Raw genomic sequence first — 15,407 nt, 5'->3', positions numbered from 1 at the left:
TCCTAGACTTCCAGGCATGAGCGACAGCAGCCAGCCCGGTCCCGACGACCGCCCGGGCCGCCCTCCCGTCCCCCCTGCTCCTCCCGTGCCCCCGGCGCCGCCCGCGTACTCCGCCGGCCCGTCGTCGGCGCCCCGCGAGGACGCCCGCGACGCCGTGCCGCCCGCCTACGGCACGCCGCTGCCCCCGGCGCCCACCGCGGTGCCGCCGCAGTACGCGTACGTCCCGGCGCCCACGACCGTGCCCAAGACGCTCAGCCTCACCGGCATGATCCTCGGCATCGTCGGCCTGGTGATCTCGATCTTCGGCTGGGGGTTCGGCTTCATCCTGTCCGCGCCCGCGATCGTGCTCGGGGTCCTCGGCCGCCGTCGCGAGCCCGGGGCCCGCGGCTTCGCGCTGACGGCGATCATCACCGGCATCGCGGGCGTGCTGGTCTCGCTGATCTACCTGGCCGTCACCATCGTGCTCTTCGTGGTCGCCCTGGACGCGGTCGCCTCCTCGGGCGGCTGAGCGACCGGCTGCCCGCTCGGCGCGCCGCTGCTCAGGAGACGCGCTCGGCGAGCAGCGCGCGGTGGCGCCCCTGGATCCTGGTGAGGATCAGGACGGCGCTGCCGCGTCCGGCCAGTCCGAGCTTCCTGCGGAAGCGCGCCGGATCGACGTCGACCCCGCGCTTCTTGATCTCGAGCACGCCGATGCCGCGGGCGCGCAGCTCGCGCGCGAGCGTGCGCTCGTCGAGCGGCAGCTCCGCGAGCACCCGGAAGCTGCGGAGGAACGGCGACGCGGACGGCTCGTCGCCGGTGAGATAGGCGATCCCGGGCGAGAGCATCCGCGATCCGCTCGCGCGGGCGAGCTCGCCGAGCAGGCGCGCGCGGATGGCCGACCCGTCGGGCTCGTGGACGTAGGCGCCGAGGTCGCCCACCTCCTCGTCCTCGCTGTCGGCGGGCGCGGTCAGCTCGACGGCGCCCGAGGCCTGGAGCAGGAGCGCGGAGCGGCGGACGCCCGGCCGGGCGAGAGCGCCGAACCACAGGCCGGTCTCGACGAGCTCGCCGTCGACGGACACCCACTGCGCCTCCGCGTCGGCGGGGATCCGCTCGCGATCGAAGCCGGGGCCGACCTTGACGCCGACGGGCCGCTCGCGCGCGAGGCCGAAGGCGAAGTCGAGCGAGGGGGAGTAGTCGTCCGGGTCGTCCAGGCGGCGCGTCTCGCGGTGGCCGGCGGTGCGGCGGGCCGGGTCGAGGTAGACGGCGTCCACGCCGCCCAGATCGAACGACTCGGCGTCGCCGTGGACGGCCTGCGCAGAGGGGAAGGGAGCGAGGTTGAAGCTCGCGAGCGTGGCGGTGATCTCGTCCGCGTCGACGGCCGTCACCTCGAGGTCGATCGCCGCCATCGCCAGGGCGTCGCCGCCGATCCCGCTGCCGAGGTCGGCGATCCGGGTCAGGCCGGCGGAGGCGAAGCGGCCGGCGTGCAGCGCCGCGACGCGGAGGCGGGTGGCCTGCTCGAGCCCGGCGTCCGTGAAGAGCATCGACCGGGCGAACTCGCCGAACTTCGCGGTCGCCTTGGCCCGCAGCCGCGCCTGCGTCAGCACGGCGGAGACCAGTCCCGGCGAGTGCCCGGCGGAGCGGAGCGAGGCGACGGCCCGCACGAGGTCGTCCGCGCGGTAGCCGTCGAGCGAGTCGAGGAGCCGGAGCCCCTCGGGGGAGAGGAGCTCGACCAGCTCGGCGCGTTGCATCCGGCCATGCTAGGCCACGGCCTCCGCCGGTCGCGGCGCGCCTGTCTGGCACTCTGATTGCACGAGTGCCAGCGGAGCCTCTACAGTGGAGCTAGCACTCTCGGAGCGTGTCTGCCAACGGCGGCGCTCCGCCCCCGTCGTCGTCAAGAAAGAGGTCAACCGTGTCGGTGTCCATCAAGCCGCTCGAAGATCGCATCGTCATCAAGCAGGTCGAGGCCGAGCAGGTCACTGCTTCCGGACTCGTCATCCCCGACACCGCCAAGGAGAAGCCCCAGGAGGGCGAAGTCGTCGCCGTCGGCCCCGGCCGCATCGACGACAACGGCAACCGCGTCCCGCTCGACGTGGCCGTCGGTGACAAGGTCATCTACTCCAAGTACGGCGGAACCGAGGTCAAGTTCGGTGGAGACGACCTCCTGGTCCTCTCCGCCCGCGACGTCCTCGCGGTCGTGGTCCGCTAGAGACGGATCCCCGAAGGGCCCGGCGACGAGAGTCGCCGGGCCCTTCGTCGTTCCCGGCGGTGGGCCCTGGTGAGGGGAGTCGCCGGGCCCTTCGTCGTTCCCGGCGGTCGTCTCCGTGAGGGAAGTCGCCCGGCCCGCCGCGGTCTCCGGTCCCCTTCGCGACCGGTGGCCTGATCCCGACGCCGGGTGGCCGTTCCGGGCGGTCTCCGGGTGCGGGGGCTGCGTAGCATCGATCGGGTGCCGATCTCCCGCGTCCCCTCCGACTCCGCCCCCGCCTCGCCCACCGCGGGCGACGCCGCTGCCGGCGAGGGCGTCGAGGCGCTCCCCGTGAAGGGAGCCGGCGGGGCCCTGTCGTCGACCGGACTGTGGTTCGGCTTCTCCGCGTACCTGCTCTGGGGCGCGATGCCGCTCTACTTCATCGCGATGGCGCCCGCCTCCCCGTTCGAGATCGTCGCGCTGCGGGTGCTCTTCTCGCTCGTCTTCTGCCTGCTGCTGCTGACCGTGACCCGCAGCTGGCGCGGCTTCACGGCGCTCTTCCGCGACCCGCGGCTGCTGGGCGTCATGGCGATCGCGGGCGTGCTGATCTACATCAACTGGCAGGTCTACGTCATCGCGACCACGACCGGTCACGTGATCGAGGCGGCGCTGGGCTACTTCATGAACCCGCTGGTGACCGTGCTGCTCGGCGTGATCGTCCTGCGCGAGCGCCTGCGCCCGGCGCAGTGGGTCGCGATGGCGATCAGCGCCGTCGCCGTCCTCGTCATCGCCGTCGGCTACGGCGCCTTCCCCTGGGTCTCGCTGGCGCTCGCCTTCTCCTTCGGCCTCTACGGCCTGGTCAAGAGCCGGGTCGGCGGCCGCCTGGACGCGGTGAGCGGTCTCACGCTCGAGACCCTCTGGCTCACGCCGCTCGCGATCGTGCAGCTGCTGGTGGTCGGCTCGATGGTCGGGCTGACGCTCGGCACGGAGGGGACGGGGCACGCCCTCATCCTCGCCTCGGCCGGGATCGTCACGGCGGTCCCGCTGCTGCTGTTCGCCGGGGCGGCCCGGCGGCTCCCGCTGTCGATCGTCGGCTTCATCCAGTACCTGACGCCCGTGCTGCAGTTCGTCGTCGGCGCGTTCGTCCTGCACGAGGAGATGCCGCCGGAGCGCTGGATCGGCTTCGCGCTCGTCTGGGCGGCCCTGGCGATCTTCTCAGTCGACCTCGTCTCGGCCGAGCGCCGGAGGCGTCGTCTGGCGGTCTGACGTGCGGATCGCGTCGCGGGAGAGCGCTCCGACGACGGAAAGTAACGATCAGGTCGCGAAACGCATCTGAAACACCCCCGTATTGTTCACGGCTTCTCCGAAGGTTAGGTTGGCCGAGCGGTTGCCTCCGGCTCCGCTCCCACGACAGAACCTCTCAAGGAGAAACATGCGCGTTCACGCGAAGGCCGGGACGGCCCGTACGCGATCCCTCCGGGCGACCCTCGGCGGAGTCGCCTTCCTGGGCGCCAGCGCTCTCGTCCTCGCCGGTTGCGCCAGCGGCGGCGGCGGAGACGCGGGCACCGGTGGCGGCGAGTCCGGCGACCTGTCCCTGAAGATCGGCACGATCCTCCCGCAGACCGGCACCCTGGCCGTCCTCGGCCCGCCCGAGATCGCGGGCGTCGACCTGGCCGTCAAGGACATCAACGACGCCGCTGCCGGCATCACGGTCGACGTCGAGCAGAAGGACTCGGGCGACACCACGACCGACATCGCGACCCAGTCCGCGACGTCGCTCATCGCCGACGGCGCCAGCGTCATCATCGGCGCGGCCTCCTCGGGCGTCTCGAAGACGTTCATCGACCAGGTGACCCAGGCGGGCGTCGTCCAGATCTCGCCGGCCAACACCTCGCCGGACTTCACCACCTACGAGGACGACGGCTACTACTGGCGCACCGCCCCGTCGGACGTCCTCCAGGGCCGCATCCTCGGCAACAAGATCCTCGGCGACGGCAAGACCAACGTCTCGATCCTGTACCTGAACGACGCGTACGGCACCGGCCTCGAGTCGAACATCAAGGAGACCCTCGAGGCGGGCGGCGCGACCGTCGCGGCCGAGGAGATCTTCGAGCCGGCCTCGACCGACTTCAACTCGGCGCTGACCACGCTGCTCGCTCCGAACCCGGACGCGCTCGTCGTCATCTCGTTCGACGAGATCACGACGATCGCCGAGCAGCTCGCGGCCAAGGGCTTCGACTTCGCGAACCTCTACGGCACGGACGGCAACTACGGCGTCATCACCGACGCGGACACGAACGTCGACATCGACGGCGCGCAGTTCACCAACCCCGGTGTGCAGGCGTCGGACGAGTTCCAGTCGAACCTCCAGGCTCTCGTCGAGGAGCAGGGCAACGACGCGCTGACGGTGTTCAGCTACGCGCCCGAGTCCTACGACGCCACCGTGCTCGCCGCTCTCGCGGCGCTCAAGGGCGGCGCGACGGACGGAGCGACCATCCGCGACAACCTGCAGGACGTCTCGACCGAGGGCACCAAGTGCACCACGTTCGCGGACTGCGCCACGATGCTCGCCGACGGTGAGGACATCGACTACGACGGCCTCTCCGGCCCGATCTCGTGGGACGAGAACGGCGACCCGACCGAGGCGTCGGTGTCGATCTACAAGTACGGCCCCGGCAACGTCACCTCGTTCGAGGAGACCGTCGACGGCTCGCTGAACTAGCACCACGCCCGCGGCTCCGGCCGCGACGCGCGAAGGGGCCCGGTCATCCGACCGGGCCCCTTCGTCGTGCCCGGGCGGCGCGGGTCCTGACGCCTCTCCTCCACCGGCACGTGTGTGCTCGGTGGGTCTCGATACGCCTCTGCGCGGCTACTCGACCAGCATGCAGAGGGCGGCGGCTCGATCGGCACCATCAGGGTCAGGCGCGGTCATGCTGATCGAGTAGCCCTCGCAGAGGGCGTATCGAGATCCCGTGGACGTGCACGGGCCCGAACGCAGCGAGCGCGCGCCCCCGGGGGGACGCGCGCTCGCGGAGTGCTCGGTGCGGCTCAGGAGGCGCGCAGCAGCTCCGCCTCCTGGGCGAGGCGGTAGGTGACGAACGAGCGGCTGTAGTTGCGCCGCTTGCCGCCGGTGGTCTCGGCGATGACGACCTGCGCGTAGACGCCGACGACCGACCAGCGCTCGTAGTCGCCGATCGCGCCGGTGCCGAAGGTCGCGCCGAGGGCGACGGGCGCGGGGGTGTAGCTCTTCATGGGACGGCTCCTTCGAGGACGGGGATCGCGGCGCCCGAGAGGGCCGCGGAAGGGGAAGGAATCGGTGCCGGAAGGGCCGGTGTCCGCCCCGTGTTCGAGGGGGAGGAGCGGAGGGCCGAGCCGGTGGCGCCGACGTTTCGTGTCACCAAAATTACGGCACACGGACCTTCTCCCCGGCCCTCGGATGGGGGACGCCCCCGCAGAGAGAGACTCGATGTCCTCGGGCCGGCGGGTTCACTCCCAGTGGCAGGAGTCCTCGGCGATGAAGCGGTAGATCGCCCCGCGGACCGCGTCGTCGACTCCGACGAAGACGACCCCCGAGGTGCCGTCGTCGAGGACGACGGCGACCGGCAGGAACGTCCCGCGCTTGTCCTCGGACACCGTGTGCGTGTTGCAGTTGCTCGGCACGATCGCCAGGTCGACGCGGGTCGACGGGGAGGCCGCGTCGACGCGGACACCGACCGGCCAGGCGTCCTCGCCGGACGCGGGCCGGAGCAGGATCGTGCGTCCGATCGAGTCGATCCTCACGCCGCCCTCCGCGCCCGTCGGGCTCAGGGCGACCTCCAGGTGCGCGACGCTCTCCCCGCCCTCCTGGGCGACCGTGACGGCGTCCCCGGGCACGATCGAGACCAGCTCGGCCACCCGCTGCGCCAGGCAGTCCTCGGAGTGCACGCGGGAGAGGGTGCCGAGCGGGTCGGCCGGGGCGATCACGGCCGTCCCCGAGACGGCTCCCCGGGTGAAGGCGAGGCGCACCCGGGCGTCCGAGCCGGTCCCCGCGCAGTCGGGCGGGGCGAGCTGCAGGCGGAGCGCGGTCGTCGTGCCCGGGCGGATCGTGGTGGGCCCGTCCGTGACGGCCGGGTCGGTGAAGGCGGGCGAGTCCAGCCGCGCCTCCCAGACGTCGAGCGGCTCGTCCGCGTCGTTCGTCACCAGGACCTCGATCCGGCGGGGACCGTAGTCGTCGCGGTTCTGCTGCACGGCGATCGAGACGCCGGCGGGGAGCTCGGACACCGGTCCGGGCGCGCAGCCGGCCAGGAGCCCCGCCGCGACCGCGACGACGAGCAGCGCGATGCTGCGGCGCATCCGGTCCTCCTCCTGGACGACGACGGGGCCCGCCGTCGCCTCTCGGCGGACGACGGGCCCCGGACGGTGCGGCGGCCTCAGCCGCCGACGGTGGGCGTGCTCGTGGTGACCTCGTTGGTCGTCGCGAGCGTGCCGAGGTAGAGCTCGATCACCTTCGGATCGTTCATCAGCTCGCGGCCCGGACCCTCGTAGGCGTCCCGGCCCTGATCGAGCACGTAGCCGCGGTCGCAGATCTGCAGCGCGCGGCGGGCGTTCTGCTCGACGATCATGATCGACACCCCCGCGCGGTTGATCCGCTGGACGTTGACGAACGTCTCGTCCTGGCGCATCGGCGAGAGACCGGCGCTCGGCTCGTCGAGCAGCAGCATCGACGGGTCCATCATCAGCGCCCGCGACATCGCGACCATCTGCCGCTCACCGCCCGAGAGCGAGCCGGAGCGCTGCTTCAGCCGCTTCGTCAGCTCGGGGAAGAGCTCCGTGACGAACTCGAGCCGCTCCTTGAACATCTTCGGCTTCTGGTACATGCCCATCTCGAGGTTCTCCTCGATGGTGAGCGACGGGAAGACGTTGTTGTTCTGCGGCACGAAGCCGACGCCCTTCGAGACCAGCTTGTCGGCCTTGAAGCCGGTGATGTCCTCGCCGTTGAGCAGCACGGTGCCCTGGCGGATGTTCACCAGCCCGAACATCGCCTTCAGCAGCGTGGACTTGCCCGCGCCGTTGGGGCCGATGATGCCGACGAGCTCGCCCTTCTTCACGTAGACGTTCGACCCGTTGAGGATGTTGACCCCGGGGACGTAGCCCGCGTGGAGGTCGTGCGTCTCGAGCGTGTTGGAGGTCACTTCTCGTCCTTTCCGAAGTCGACGGCGGGCGCGTCGGTGGTCGGCGCGATGCTCGTCGGGGCGGCGTCCGCGGGGGCGGCCGTCGCGGTCGTGCCGGCGGTCGCGCCGTCGGCCGGGGGCGCGTCGGCAGTGGCCGTCGCGGCGTGCTCCCCGTGGGTGTGGTGCACGTCGACGCCGGCCGCCTCGGCGCGGTGCTCGACGTCCTCGCGGACCAGGTCCGAGTCCATCTCCTCAGCCACCTCGAGCTGGCCCTCGATCGTGCCGAGGTCGGTGTCGTGGTGGGCGCCGAGGTAGGCGTCGATGACCGCGGGGTCGTTCATCACGGTCGAGGGCGGGCCCTCGGCGACGACCTTGCCCTCGGCCATCACGATCACCCAGTCGGCGATGGTGTTGACCATGTGCATGTCGTGCTCGACGAAGAGCACGGTCATGCCCTCGGCCTTGAGATTCACGATGTGCCCGAGGAGCGACTGCGTCAGCGCCGGGTTCACGCCCGCCATCGGCTCGTCGAGCATGACCAGCTCGGGCTCCGACATCAGGGCGCGCGCCATCTCGAGCAGCTTCTTCTGGCCGCCGGAGAGGCTCGACGCGTAGTCGTCCTTCTTGGTGTCGAGCTTGAACTTCTCGAGCAGCCGGATGGCCCGGGCCTCGATCGTCTCCTCCTCCTTCGACCACAGCGGCCGGATGAGGGAGGTGAGGATGTTCTCGCCCTTCTGGCCCTTGGCGCCGAGGAGCATGTTCTCGAGCACGGTCATGCCGCCGAGGGCCTTGGTGAGCTGGAACGTGCGCACCATGCCCATCCGCGACACCTTGTAGGCGGGGACGTTCGCGAGGTTCTTGCCCTTGAAGTTCCAGCGCCCGGTGTTGGGCTTGTCGAAGCCCGTCAGCAGGTTGAAGAACGTCGTCTTGCCGGCGCCGTTCGGGCCGATCAGGGCGGTGATCGAGCCGCGCGGGATCTCGACGTGGGCGACGTCGACCGCGGTCAGGCCGCCGAAGCGGCGGCTGACGCCGTCGGCGACGAGGATGGGGTCCTTCTTCGTGACCCCGGGGACGATTTCCTGCTCGGTGATGTCCGAGACCGGCGTTTTAGGCAAAGTGCAGATCCTTCTTCTTGCCGAAGATGCCCTGTGGTCTGAAGATCACCAGGAGCATGAGGGCCACACCCACCACGATGAACCGGATCGGTCCGGTCTGCACCGTCGTGAGCTTGATGAGGTCGTTGTTCAGGACCCCGGTGTCGATCCCCAGCGTGAGCAGTCCGTCGGTCAGACCGAGGACGACCCAGAAGATGATCGAGCCGACGACCGGGCCGAAGACCGTCGCGGCGCCGCCCAGCAGCATGATCGTGTAGAGGAAGAACGTGAGCTGGGTGCCGTAGTTGTCGGGCTGCAGCGAGCGGGGCAGGATGAACAGTGCTCCGGCCAGGCCGCCCAGCACGCCGCCGAGGATCAGCGCCTGGATCTTGTAGGAGAAGACGTTCTTGCCGAGCGAGCGCACGGCGTCCTCGTCCTCGCGGATGCCCTTGATGACGCGGCCCCAGGGGCTGCGCATCAGCAGGAAGACCAGCAGGCAGGCCAGCAGCACGAGGCTCCAGCCGACGATGCGGACCCACCACTGGTCCTGGTTGTAGGTGAGGATGCCGATGCCGAAGCGCCCCTCCGGCAGCGGGTTCAGGTCGTTGAAGGCCCGCGCCGCGCCGTTGATGCCCTCCGAGCCGCCGGTGACCGCCGAGAACTCGGGTGTCTTGACCGAGAGCCGGACGATCTCCGCCGCCGCGATGGTGACGATCGAGAGGTAGTCCGCCCGCAGCCGCAGCGTCGGGACGCCGAGGATCAGGGCGAACAGGGTCGCCGCGACGATGGTCGCGAGCAGGGAGCCCCAGACGGGCCACTCGAACTTGACCGAGGTGATGGCGAAGGCGTAGCCGCCGACCGCCATGAAGCCGGCCTGTCCGAAGTTGAGGAGACCGGTGAATCCGAAGTGGATGACCAGGCCGATGGTCGCGAGCGCGTAGGCGGCGACGGTGGGGTCGACGATCTGCCCGATCGCCAGCCAGATGAAGTTGAGGTTCATGGTGTCAGCCGATCCGTTCCTTGCGACCGAGGATGCCCTGCGGTCTGACCAGCAGGATGATGATCATGAGGACGAGCGGAGCCACGTACTTGAGGTTCTCCGGGATCCAGATCGTCGAGATGTTCATCATCAGGCCGATGATGAGCGAGCCGACCAGCGCTCCGTAGGCGGAGCCGAGGCCGCCGAGTGTGATCGCCGCGAAGATCAGCAGCAGGATCGACGCTCCGGTGTCCCAGCGCAGCGACTGGTAGTAGCCGATGTAGACGCCCGCCAGCGCGGCGAGGGCTCCGGAGAGCACCCAGACCACGCGGATGACGCGCTCGACGTTGATGCCCGAGGCGGACGCGAGCGCCCGGTTGTCGGACACCGCGCGCATCGCCTTGCCGATCTTCGTCTTCGTGAGCAGGAGGGCCACGCCGACGATGCAGACGACGCCGACGGCCGCGCCGACGAGGTCGGTGAACTTCAGGCTGATGCCGAGCTCGGGGACCGTGAAGAACGGAGCGGTGCTGTTGGGCAGCGAGAGCCGGTCGGCGCCGAAGAAGAAGACGAAGACGTAGCGCAGCGCCAGCGAGAGGCCGATCGTCACGATCATCAGCGGGATCAGCTGGATGCCCTTCTTCCGCAGCGGCTTCCAGAGCAGTCCGTCCTGCACGAAGCCGAACGCCCCGCCGAGGATCACCGCGATCGGGATCGCGAGCAGGGCCGGCAGTCCGAAGACCCCGGAGAAGAGGTACGCCATCAGGGCGCCGAACGTGACCAGCTCGCCATGGGCGAAGTTGTTCAGTCCGGTGACGCCGTAGATCAGCGAGGCGCCGATCGCCGCCAGGGCGATCAGCAGGCCGAAGATCAGGCCGGTGACGACCTTGGGCCAGAAGATGATCCAGAAGGTGTTCGCTGTGACCGGCTGGTTCGCCGCGGTCGAGGTCCCGTCGGGGTTCGTCGCGTCGTTCCCGGTGGTGCCCTCGGTGGCGGGGTTCGTCGGGGCAGCGGAGTCGGTGGGGACCGGAGCGCTGGCGCCCGTCCCGATCGGGTTCGCCGTCGAGACGATGAAGTTCACGATCTGGTTCTGCGAGGAGACGATGGTCACCTGCTTCGGGTTCTGCCCCGCGGCGGGGTAGCCCTTGTCGGCGGGGAGCGTCTCCTCGTCGACGGTGACGCTGAACGTGCCGGCCTCCTCGAGCGGGAAGACGGCGCGGCCGTCCTCGCCCGTGGTGAGGGTCGCCGTGGCGTCGCCGCCGAGCTCGACGGTGACTCCCGTCAGGTTCTCGTTCGTGCCCTGCACGCGGACCCAGGCGATGATCGACTGGTCCGCCGTGGTCTCGGCGGTCGCGGCGGGGGCCGCGGCGGCGACGCCGGTCAGGGTCGCCGCGAGCAGGCCCAGCGCGACGAGGGAGTCGCGGAGCGTGCGCAGTGGGGGGAGCCTCCTAGGCACGGGGGGCCTCCCGGTCCGTCGGATGCAGGGTCGTCGCGCGCTTGTGGCACGTCGAACGGCTGGCTGTGAGCAAGACGTCTACCTCTCGTCAGGGTGCACAGACGGATGGGGTCCTCGGGCAGGCCCGGATCGCCGTCGTCAAACAACGTTGGTTGACCATACGTTCCGCATGTGTCGGCGGTGTTTCCCGCCAGAACTACTGCGTGACGACATTATGAGGGGCGGAGAGCGCTCCAGCGTCCCCCACACGGGTAGCCCGCGCGTCCGCGGGACATCCGGGGGCCCCGCGAGCAGGAATACCGGGTGCGTCCGCGCGCTTAAGATTGAGCATCCGGGACACCCGTGACCGGACGCGCCACCTCCACCACCGGGCCACCCGCTCGACCTGCTAAGGGGCATTGATGGACCAGCCGGATCCCTTCGGATTCCTCGGACTCACCTACGACGACGTCATGCTCCTCCCCGGGCACACCGACGTCATCCCGAGCGAGGCCGACACGGCCTCCCGGCTCACCAAGCGGATCACGGTCGCGACCCCGCTGCTCTCCGCAGCGATGGACACCGTCACCGAGTCGCGGATGGCGATCGCGATGGCCCGCCAGGGCGGTCTCGGCATCCTGCACCGCAACCTCTCCATCGCCGACCAGGCCGACCAGGTCGACCGCGTCAAGCGCAGCGAGTCGGGCATGGTGTCCAATCCGGTCACCACGAGCCCCGACGCCACCGTCGCCCAGGTCGACGAGCTCTGCGGCCAGTACCGGATCAGCGGACTCCCCGTCGTCGACGGGAGCGGCGTGCTCGTCGGCATCATCACGAACCGCGACATGCGCTTCGTCTCGCCGTTCGAGAAGGCGTCCACCCTCGTCCGCGACGTGATGACCAGCCGCGGCCTCATCACCGGCCGCGTCGGCATCCCCGACAGCGAGGTCATCGCCCTCTTCGCGCAGCACAAGATCGAGAAGCTGCCGCTCGTGGACGAGCAGGGCAAGCTCGCCGGCCTCATCACGGTCAAGGACTTCGACAAGTCGGAGCAGTACCCCAACGCGACGAAGGACGAGGAGGGGCGCCTGCGCGTCGGCGCGGCCATCGGCTTCTTCGGCGACGCGTGGCAGCGCGCGACCGCGCTCCTCGAGGCCGGGGTCGACGTCCTCGTCGTCGACACGGCCAACGGCGACTCCGCGGGAGTGCTCGAGATCATCCGCCGCCTGAAGTCCGACTCCGCGTTCGCGGGGGTCGACGTCATCGGCGGCAACGTCGCCACCCGCTCCGGCGCGCAGGCGCTCGTCGACGCGGGCGCGGACGCCATCAAGGTCGGAGTCGGCCCCGGCTCGATCTGCACCACCCGCGTCGTCGCCGGCGTCGGCGTGCCGCAGGTCACCGCCGTCTACGAGGCGTCGCTCGCGGCGCGCGAGTCCGGCGTCCCCGTGATCGCCGACGGCGGCCTGCAGTACTCCGGCGACATCGCCAAGGCGCTCGTCGCCGGCGCGGACACCGTCATGCTCGGCTCGCTGCTCGCCGGCTGCGAGGAGAGCCCCGGCGACCTGGTCTTCCAGAACGGCAAGCAGTTCAAGACCTACCGCGGGATGGGCTCGCTCGGCGCGCTGCAGACCCGCGGGGAGCGCACCTCCTACTCGAAGGACCGCTACTTCCAGTCCGACGTCCCCACCGACGACAAGCTGATCGCCGAGGGCATCGAGGGCCAGGTGCCGTATCGCGGGCCGCTCGCGAACGTGGCGTACCAGCTGGCGGGCGGGCTGCGGCAGTCGATGTTCTACGTCGGGGCGCGGACGATCTCGGAGCTGAAGGAGCGCGGGAGGTTCGTGCGGATCACGGCTGCGGGGCTGAAGGAATCGCATCCGCATGATGTGCAGATGGTCGTCGAGGCGCCGAACTACCGGCGCTGAGGCTCTTCTCTGCTGGTGTGGGTGGGGGTCGGCGGCGGAGCGTGATGGCGGCCCCTCTGCCCGATGGGCCTTCGGCCCATACGCCCACCACACCGGAGGGGCCGCCATCACGCTCCGCCGCCTCCCACTCGGACCGCGCGGTCCCTGGGAGAGACCGGGGGACGCAGCGCGAGCGGCGCTGAAGCGCCGCCGCGACTGCGACTGCTGTCGGCAGCGCGAGCGGCGCTGAGGCGCCGCCGCGACTGCGGCTGCTGGCGGCAGCGCGAGCGGGCTGCGCCCGCCGCGGCTGGAGGTGGGCGCGGGCCACAGTAAACTCGCGGCTATGGAGATCGAGATCGGGCGCGCCAAGCGCGCCCGCCGCGCGTACGCCTTCGACGACATCGCGGTGGTCCCGAGCCGCCGGACCCGCGACCCGGAGGTGGTCTCGGTGAAGTGGGCGATCGACGCGTACCAGTTCGCTACCCCGATCCTCGCGGCTCCGATGGACTCGGTGGTGTCGCCGGCGACGGCGATCACACTGGGACGGCTGGGGGCGCTGGGCGTCCTCGACCTCGAGGGGCTGTGGACGCGATACGAGGACCCGGAGCCGCTGCTCGCGGAGATCCGCGAGCTGCCGGCCGAGCGGGCCACGCAGCGCATGCAGGAGATCTACTCGGAGCCGGTGAAGCCGGAGCTGGTGACGGCGCGGCTCGCCGAGATCCGCGCGGCCGGCGTGACCGTCGCGGGCGCCCTGTCGCCGCAGCGCACCGCCGAGCTGTACCAGACGGTCGTCGACGCGGGGGTCGACGTGTTCGTCATCCGCGGGACCACCGTCTCCGCCGAGCACGTCTCGCGGGACACCGAGCCGCTGAATCTCAAGAAGTTCATCTACGAGCTCGACGTGCCGGTCATCGTGGGCGGCGCCTCGACCTACACCGCCGCTCTGCACCTCATGCGCACGGGCGCCGCGGGCGTGCTCGTCGGCTTCGGCGGCGGCGCTGCCTCGACCACCCGCACGACCCTGGGCATCCAGGCGCCGATGGCGACCGCGGTCGCCGACGTCGCCGGCGCTCGCCGCGACTACCTCGACGAGTCGGGCGGACGCTACGTGCACGTCATCGCGGACGGCGGCCTCGGCACCTCCGGCGACATCGTGAAGGCCGTCGCGGTCGGCGCGGACGCCGTCATGCTCGGCTCGGCCCTCGCCCGGGCGACCGACGCGCCCGGCGGCGGCTGGCACTGGGGTGCGGAGGCGCACCACCAGCAGCTCCCGCGCGGCCGCCGCGTGCAGGTCGGCACCGTCGGCACCCTCGAGCAGGTCCTCTACGGCCCCGCGACGGACGCGAACGGCACCGCCAACCTGATCGGCGCGCTCCGCCGCTCGATGGCGACCACCGGCTACTCCGACCTCAAGGAGTTCCAGCGCGTCGAGGTCGTCGTCGCCCCCTACCAGCCCAGCTGACCCTCCGTCCCTCCTCCCTCCCTCCCCGGCGCGAGGCGTCCCCGAACGGTCGAGGCGTCCTGCAGCAGGTGGACGCCTCGACCGCTCGCGGACGCTTCGGTCGGGCGGACGCCGGCGTGCGCGAGCCGGGCGATCAGCGGGTGCGCGGAGTAGGCGTCCTGCCAGCGCCAGCGGACGACGCTGCTGACGAGGGCGCGCAGGCGCTCCTCCCGGCGCTTCTCCTCGAGCAGCGCCTGCTCGGGGGTGCGTCCTCGGAGGAAGCGCGGGTCGGTGTACTTGTGGGCGCCGTCGGCCTCTCCGATCACGTCCGCGTCCTCGAAGAAGAAGTCCACCGCACCGATCAGGCCCTCCTGGTCATGGAGCACCCGCTGCAGGACGGGTGCGGGCAGTCCCGCCTCGTGCATCGCGACCCGGCTGATCGACTCGAGCGGCGAGTCGGCGCGCTCGTCGGCGAACTCGGCCGCCCGGGCCGCCGCAGCACGGCCGCGCGTCCCAGCGGGCAGCTCGGCGACGCGGTTCCGCAGCTCCTCCGGCCCCAGGAGCCGCTCGCCGCGGCGGTCCCGCATCCGCAGGGCGTGGTCCGCGGCGGTGACGGCGCGCCGGAACGACGAGAACCGGCAGAGATCGAGCACGGTCTGTGCGAGATCGGAGACGGCCAGGCCGTCGACGACCACCACTCGGCCGGACGCCGAGCCCCGGTGCTCCGCTACGCCGTTGCGGGTCCGGCTGCCGACCGACGGCGACGCGGCGACGTGGACCGTTCCGTCGAGCGGCTCGACGAGGGGCAGGCCCCAGACCGCGGCGGCGGACTCGCGGAGGAGGACGGGACTCGTCCAGGTCGCGGCCACCGCCTCGATGCAGGCACGGTGGCGCACGTCGACCGAGGCGCTCCTCCACTCGGCGGCTCGCACGTGCACTCCGCGGCGGAGTCGGACGAACTCCGCCGATCTCCTGCAGGCCCCGCCCCGGAACAGCTCCAACCGTGTCATCCCGGAACCCTCTCACCGCGCAGCAGTCCCCGACCGGCCCCCTCGGCATCTGTGGACGGCGCGCGACGCCCTGTGGACAGCGAGGCGTCCCGGCGCGGTCGAGACGTCCCGCAACTACAGGACGCCTCGACCGTTCGAGGACGCATCGGCGTCGAGGGCCTCACGGGGTACGGGAGGCGGTCCTCCGTGGGCGAACGGCCGCCGGGGGAGCGCGGGGCGCGCCTAAGCTGGGA

General features: G+C 71.1%; 14 protein-coding genes. 6 read left to right on the top strand and 8 right to left on the bottom strand.

Annotated elements, in window-relative coordinates; genetic code table 11:
* Positions 1 to 16 precede the first annotated feature (16 nt).
* Positions 17 to 508: a DUF4190 domain-containing protein gene (locus tag HQQ82_RS06195; protein WP_173232114.1), complete on the top strand. Its 492-nt coding sequence runs from the start codon at positions 17 to 19 to the stop codon at positions 506 to 508.
* Positions 509 to 539: 31 nt separating this feature from the next.
* On the opposite strand, the gene HQQ82_RS06190 is transcribed toward HQQ82_RS06195, so the two are convergent.
* Positions 540 to 1,727, bottom strand: coding sequence for a class I SAM-dependent methyltransferase (locus tag HQQ82_RS06190; protein ID WP_173232113.1), 1,188 nt, complete (start codon positions 1,725 to 1,727; stop codon positions 540 to 542).
* A gap of 161 nt (positions 1,728 to 1,888) precedes the next feature.
* Here HQQ82_RS06190 and groES point away from each other — a divergent pair, with 161 nt between their 5' ends.
* From groES to HQQ82_RS06175, 3 genes are all read left to right on the top strand, one after another.
* The gene (gene groES, locus HQQ82_RS06185; protein ID WP_068251574.1) at positions 1,889 to 2,185 is read left to right on the top strand and encodes a co-chaperone GroES; all 297 of its coding nucleotides are present in this window, start codon (positions 1,889 to 1,891) and stop codon (positions 2,183 to 2,185) included.
* A gap of 327 nt (positions 2,186 to 2,512) precedes the next feature.
* Positions 2,513 to 3,427, top strand: a complete 915-nt coding sequence (rarD, locus tag HQQ82_RS06180) for an EamA family transporter RarD (RefSeq protein WP_367947858.1) — start codon at positions 2,513 to 2,515, stop codon at positions 3,425 to 3,427.
* Between the two features lie 166 nt (positions 3,428 to 3,593).
* The gene (locus tag HQQ82_RS06175) at positions 3,594 to 4,883 is read left to right on the top strand and encodes an ABC transporter substrate-binding protein (protein ID WP_173232112.1); all 1,290 of its coding nucleotides are present in this window, start codon (positions 3,594 to 3,596) and stop codon (positions 4,881 to 4,883) included.
* A gap of 326 nt (positions 4,884 to 5,209) precedes the next feature.
* On the opposite strand, the gene HQQ82_RS06170 is transcribed toward HQQ82_RS06175, so the two are convergent.
* The 6 genes from HQQ82_RS06170 to HQQ82_RS06145 all read right to left on the bottom strand — a co-directional run bounded on the left by HQQ82_RS06170 (position 5,210) and on the right by HQQ82_RS06145 (position 10,840).
* Positions 5,210 to 5,413, bottom strand: a complete 204-nt coding sequence (locus HQQ82_RS06170) for a hypothetical protein (protein ID WP_123445088.1) — start codon at positions 5,411 to 5,413, stop codon at positions 5,210 to 5,212.
* A gap of 234 nt (positions 5,414 to 5,647) precedes the next feature.
* The gene (locus HQQ82_RS06165; protein WP_173232111.1) at positions 5,648 to 6,493 is read right to left on the bottom strand and encodes a hypothetical protein; all 846 of its coding nucleotides are present in this window, start codon (positions 6,491 to 6,493) and stop codon (positions 5,648 to 5,650) included.
* A gap of 77 nt (positions 6,494 to 6,570) precedes the next feature.
* Complete coding sequence (locus HQQ82_RS06160) at positions 6,571 to 7,332, bottom strand: ABC transporter ATP-binding protein (RefSeq protein ID WP_173232110.1); 762 nt, start codon at positions 7,330 to 7,332, stop codon at positions 6,571 to 6,573.
* Entirely contained in the window at positions 7,329 to 8,426 is a 1,098-nt protein-coding gene (locus HQQ82_RS06155; RefSeq protein ID WP_173232109.1) for an ABC transporter ATP-binding protein, read from the bottom strand. Before HQQ82_RS06155 ends, HQQ82_RS06160 begins: the two co-directional genes overlap by 4 nt.
* Complete coding sequence (locus HQQ82_RS06150; RefSeq protein WP_173232108.1) at positions 8,419 to 9,405, bottom strand: branched-chain amino acid ABC transporter permease; 987 nt, start codon at positions 9,403 to 9,405, stop codon at positions 8,419 to 8,421. The genes HQQ82_RS06155 and HQQ82_RS06150 overlap by 8 nt, the downstream gene beginning before the upstream one ends.
* A gap of 4 nt (positions 9,406 to 9,409) precedes the next feature.
* On the bottom strand, positions 9,410 to 10,840 hold the full coding sequence (locus tag HQQ82_RS06145; RefSeq protein ID WP_367947834.1) for a branched-chain amino acid ABC transporter permease: 1,431 nt from the start codon (positions 10,838 to 10,840) through the stop codon (positions 9,410 to 9,412).
* A 401-nt stretch (positions 10,841 to 11,241) separates the two neighbouring features.
* On the opposite strand from HQQ82_RS06145, the gene guaB reads away from it, so the two are divergent.
* On the top strand, positions 11,242 to 12,744 hold the full coding sequence (gene guaB, locus HQQ82_RS06140; protein ID WP_173232107.1) for an IMP dehydrogenase: 1,503 nt from the start codon (positions 11,242 to 11,244) through the stop codon (positions 12,742 to 12,744).
* A 322-nt stretch (positions 12,745 to 13,066) separates the two neighbouring features.
* Entirely contained in the window at positions 13,067 to 14,185 is a 1,119-nt protein-coding gene (locus tag HQQ82_RS06135; protein WP_173232106.1) for a GuaB3 family IMP dehydrogenase-related protein, read from the top strand.
* Here the strand turns inward: HQQ82_RS06135 and HQQ82_RS06130 are convergent.
* Positions 14,170 to 15,096: a hypothetical protein gene (locus HQQ82_RS06130; protein WP_173232105.1), complete on the bottom strand. Its 927-nt coding sequence runs from the start codon at positions 15,094 to 15,096 to the stop codon at positions 14,170 to 14,172. The genes HQQ82_RS06135 and HQQ82_RS06130 overlap by 16 nt on opposite strands.
* Between the last annotated feature and the right edge of the window lie 311 nt (positions 15,097 to 15,407).

The sequence above is a fragment of the Rathayibacter sp. VKM Ac-2856 genome (genome assembly GCF_013205055.1).
Lineage (GTDB): Bacteria > Actinomycetota > Actinomycetes > Actinomycetales > Microbacteriaceae > Rathayibacter.
The sequence above is the reverse complement of the archived record's forward strand: the minus strand, read 5'-3'. Positions and strand labels throughout refer to the sequence as shown.

Bases quoted from the DNA above. Each gene is read 5' to 3' on its own strand.
- HQQ82_RS06165 (WP_173232111.1), bottom strand. From the start codon at position 6,493: ATGCGCCGCAGCATCGCGCTGCTCGTCGTCGCGGTCGCGGCGGGGCTC.
- HQQ82_RS06135 (WP_173232106.1), top strand. From the start codon at position 13,067: ATGGAGATCGAGATCGGGCGCGCCAAGCGCGCCCGCCGCGCGTACGCC.
- HQQ82_RS06150 (WP_173232108.1), bottom strand. From the start codon at position 9,405: ATGAACCTCAACTTCATCTGGCTGGCGATCGGGCAGATCGTCGACCCC.
- HQQ82_RS06190 (WP_173232113.1), bottom strand. From the start codon at position 1,727: ATGCAACGCGCCGAGCTGGTCGAGCTCCTCTCCCCCGAGGGGCTCCGG.
- HQQ82_RS06170 (WP_123445088.1), bottom strand. From the start codon at position 5,413: ATGAAGAGCTACACCCCCGCGCCCGTCGCCCTCGGCGCGACCTTCGGC.
- guaB (WP_173232107.1), top strand. From the start codon at position 11,242: ATGGACCAGCCGGATCCCTTCGGATTCCTCGGACTCACCTACGACGAC.
- HQQ82_RS06175 (WP_173232112.1), top strand. From the start codon at position 3,594: ATGCGCGTTCACGCGAAGGCCGGGACGGCCCGTACGCGATCCCTCCGG.
- HQQ82_RS06195 (WP_173232114.1), top strand. From the start codon at position 17: ATGAGCGACAGCAGCCAGCCCGGTCCCGACGACCGCCCGGGCCGCCCT.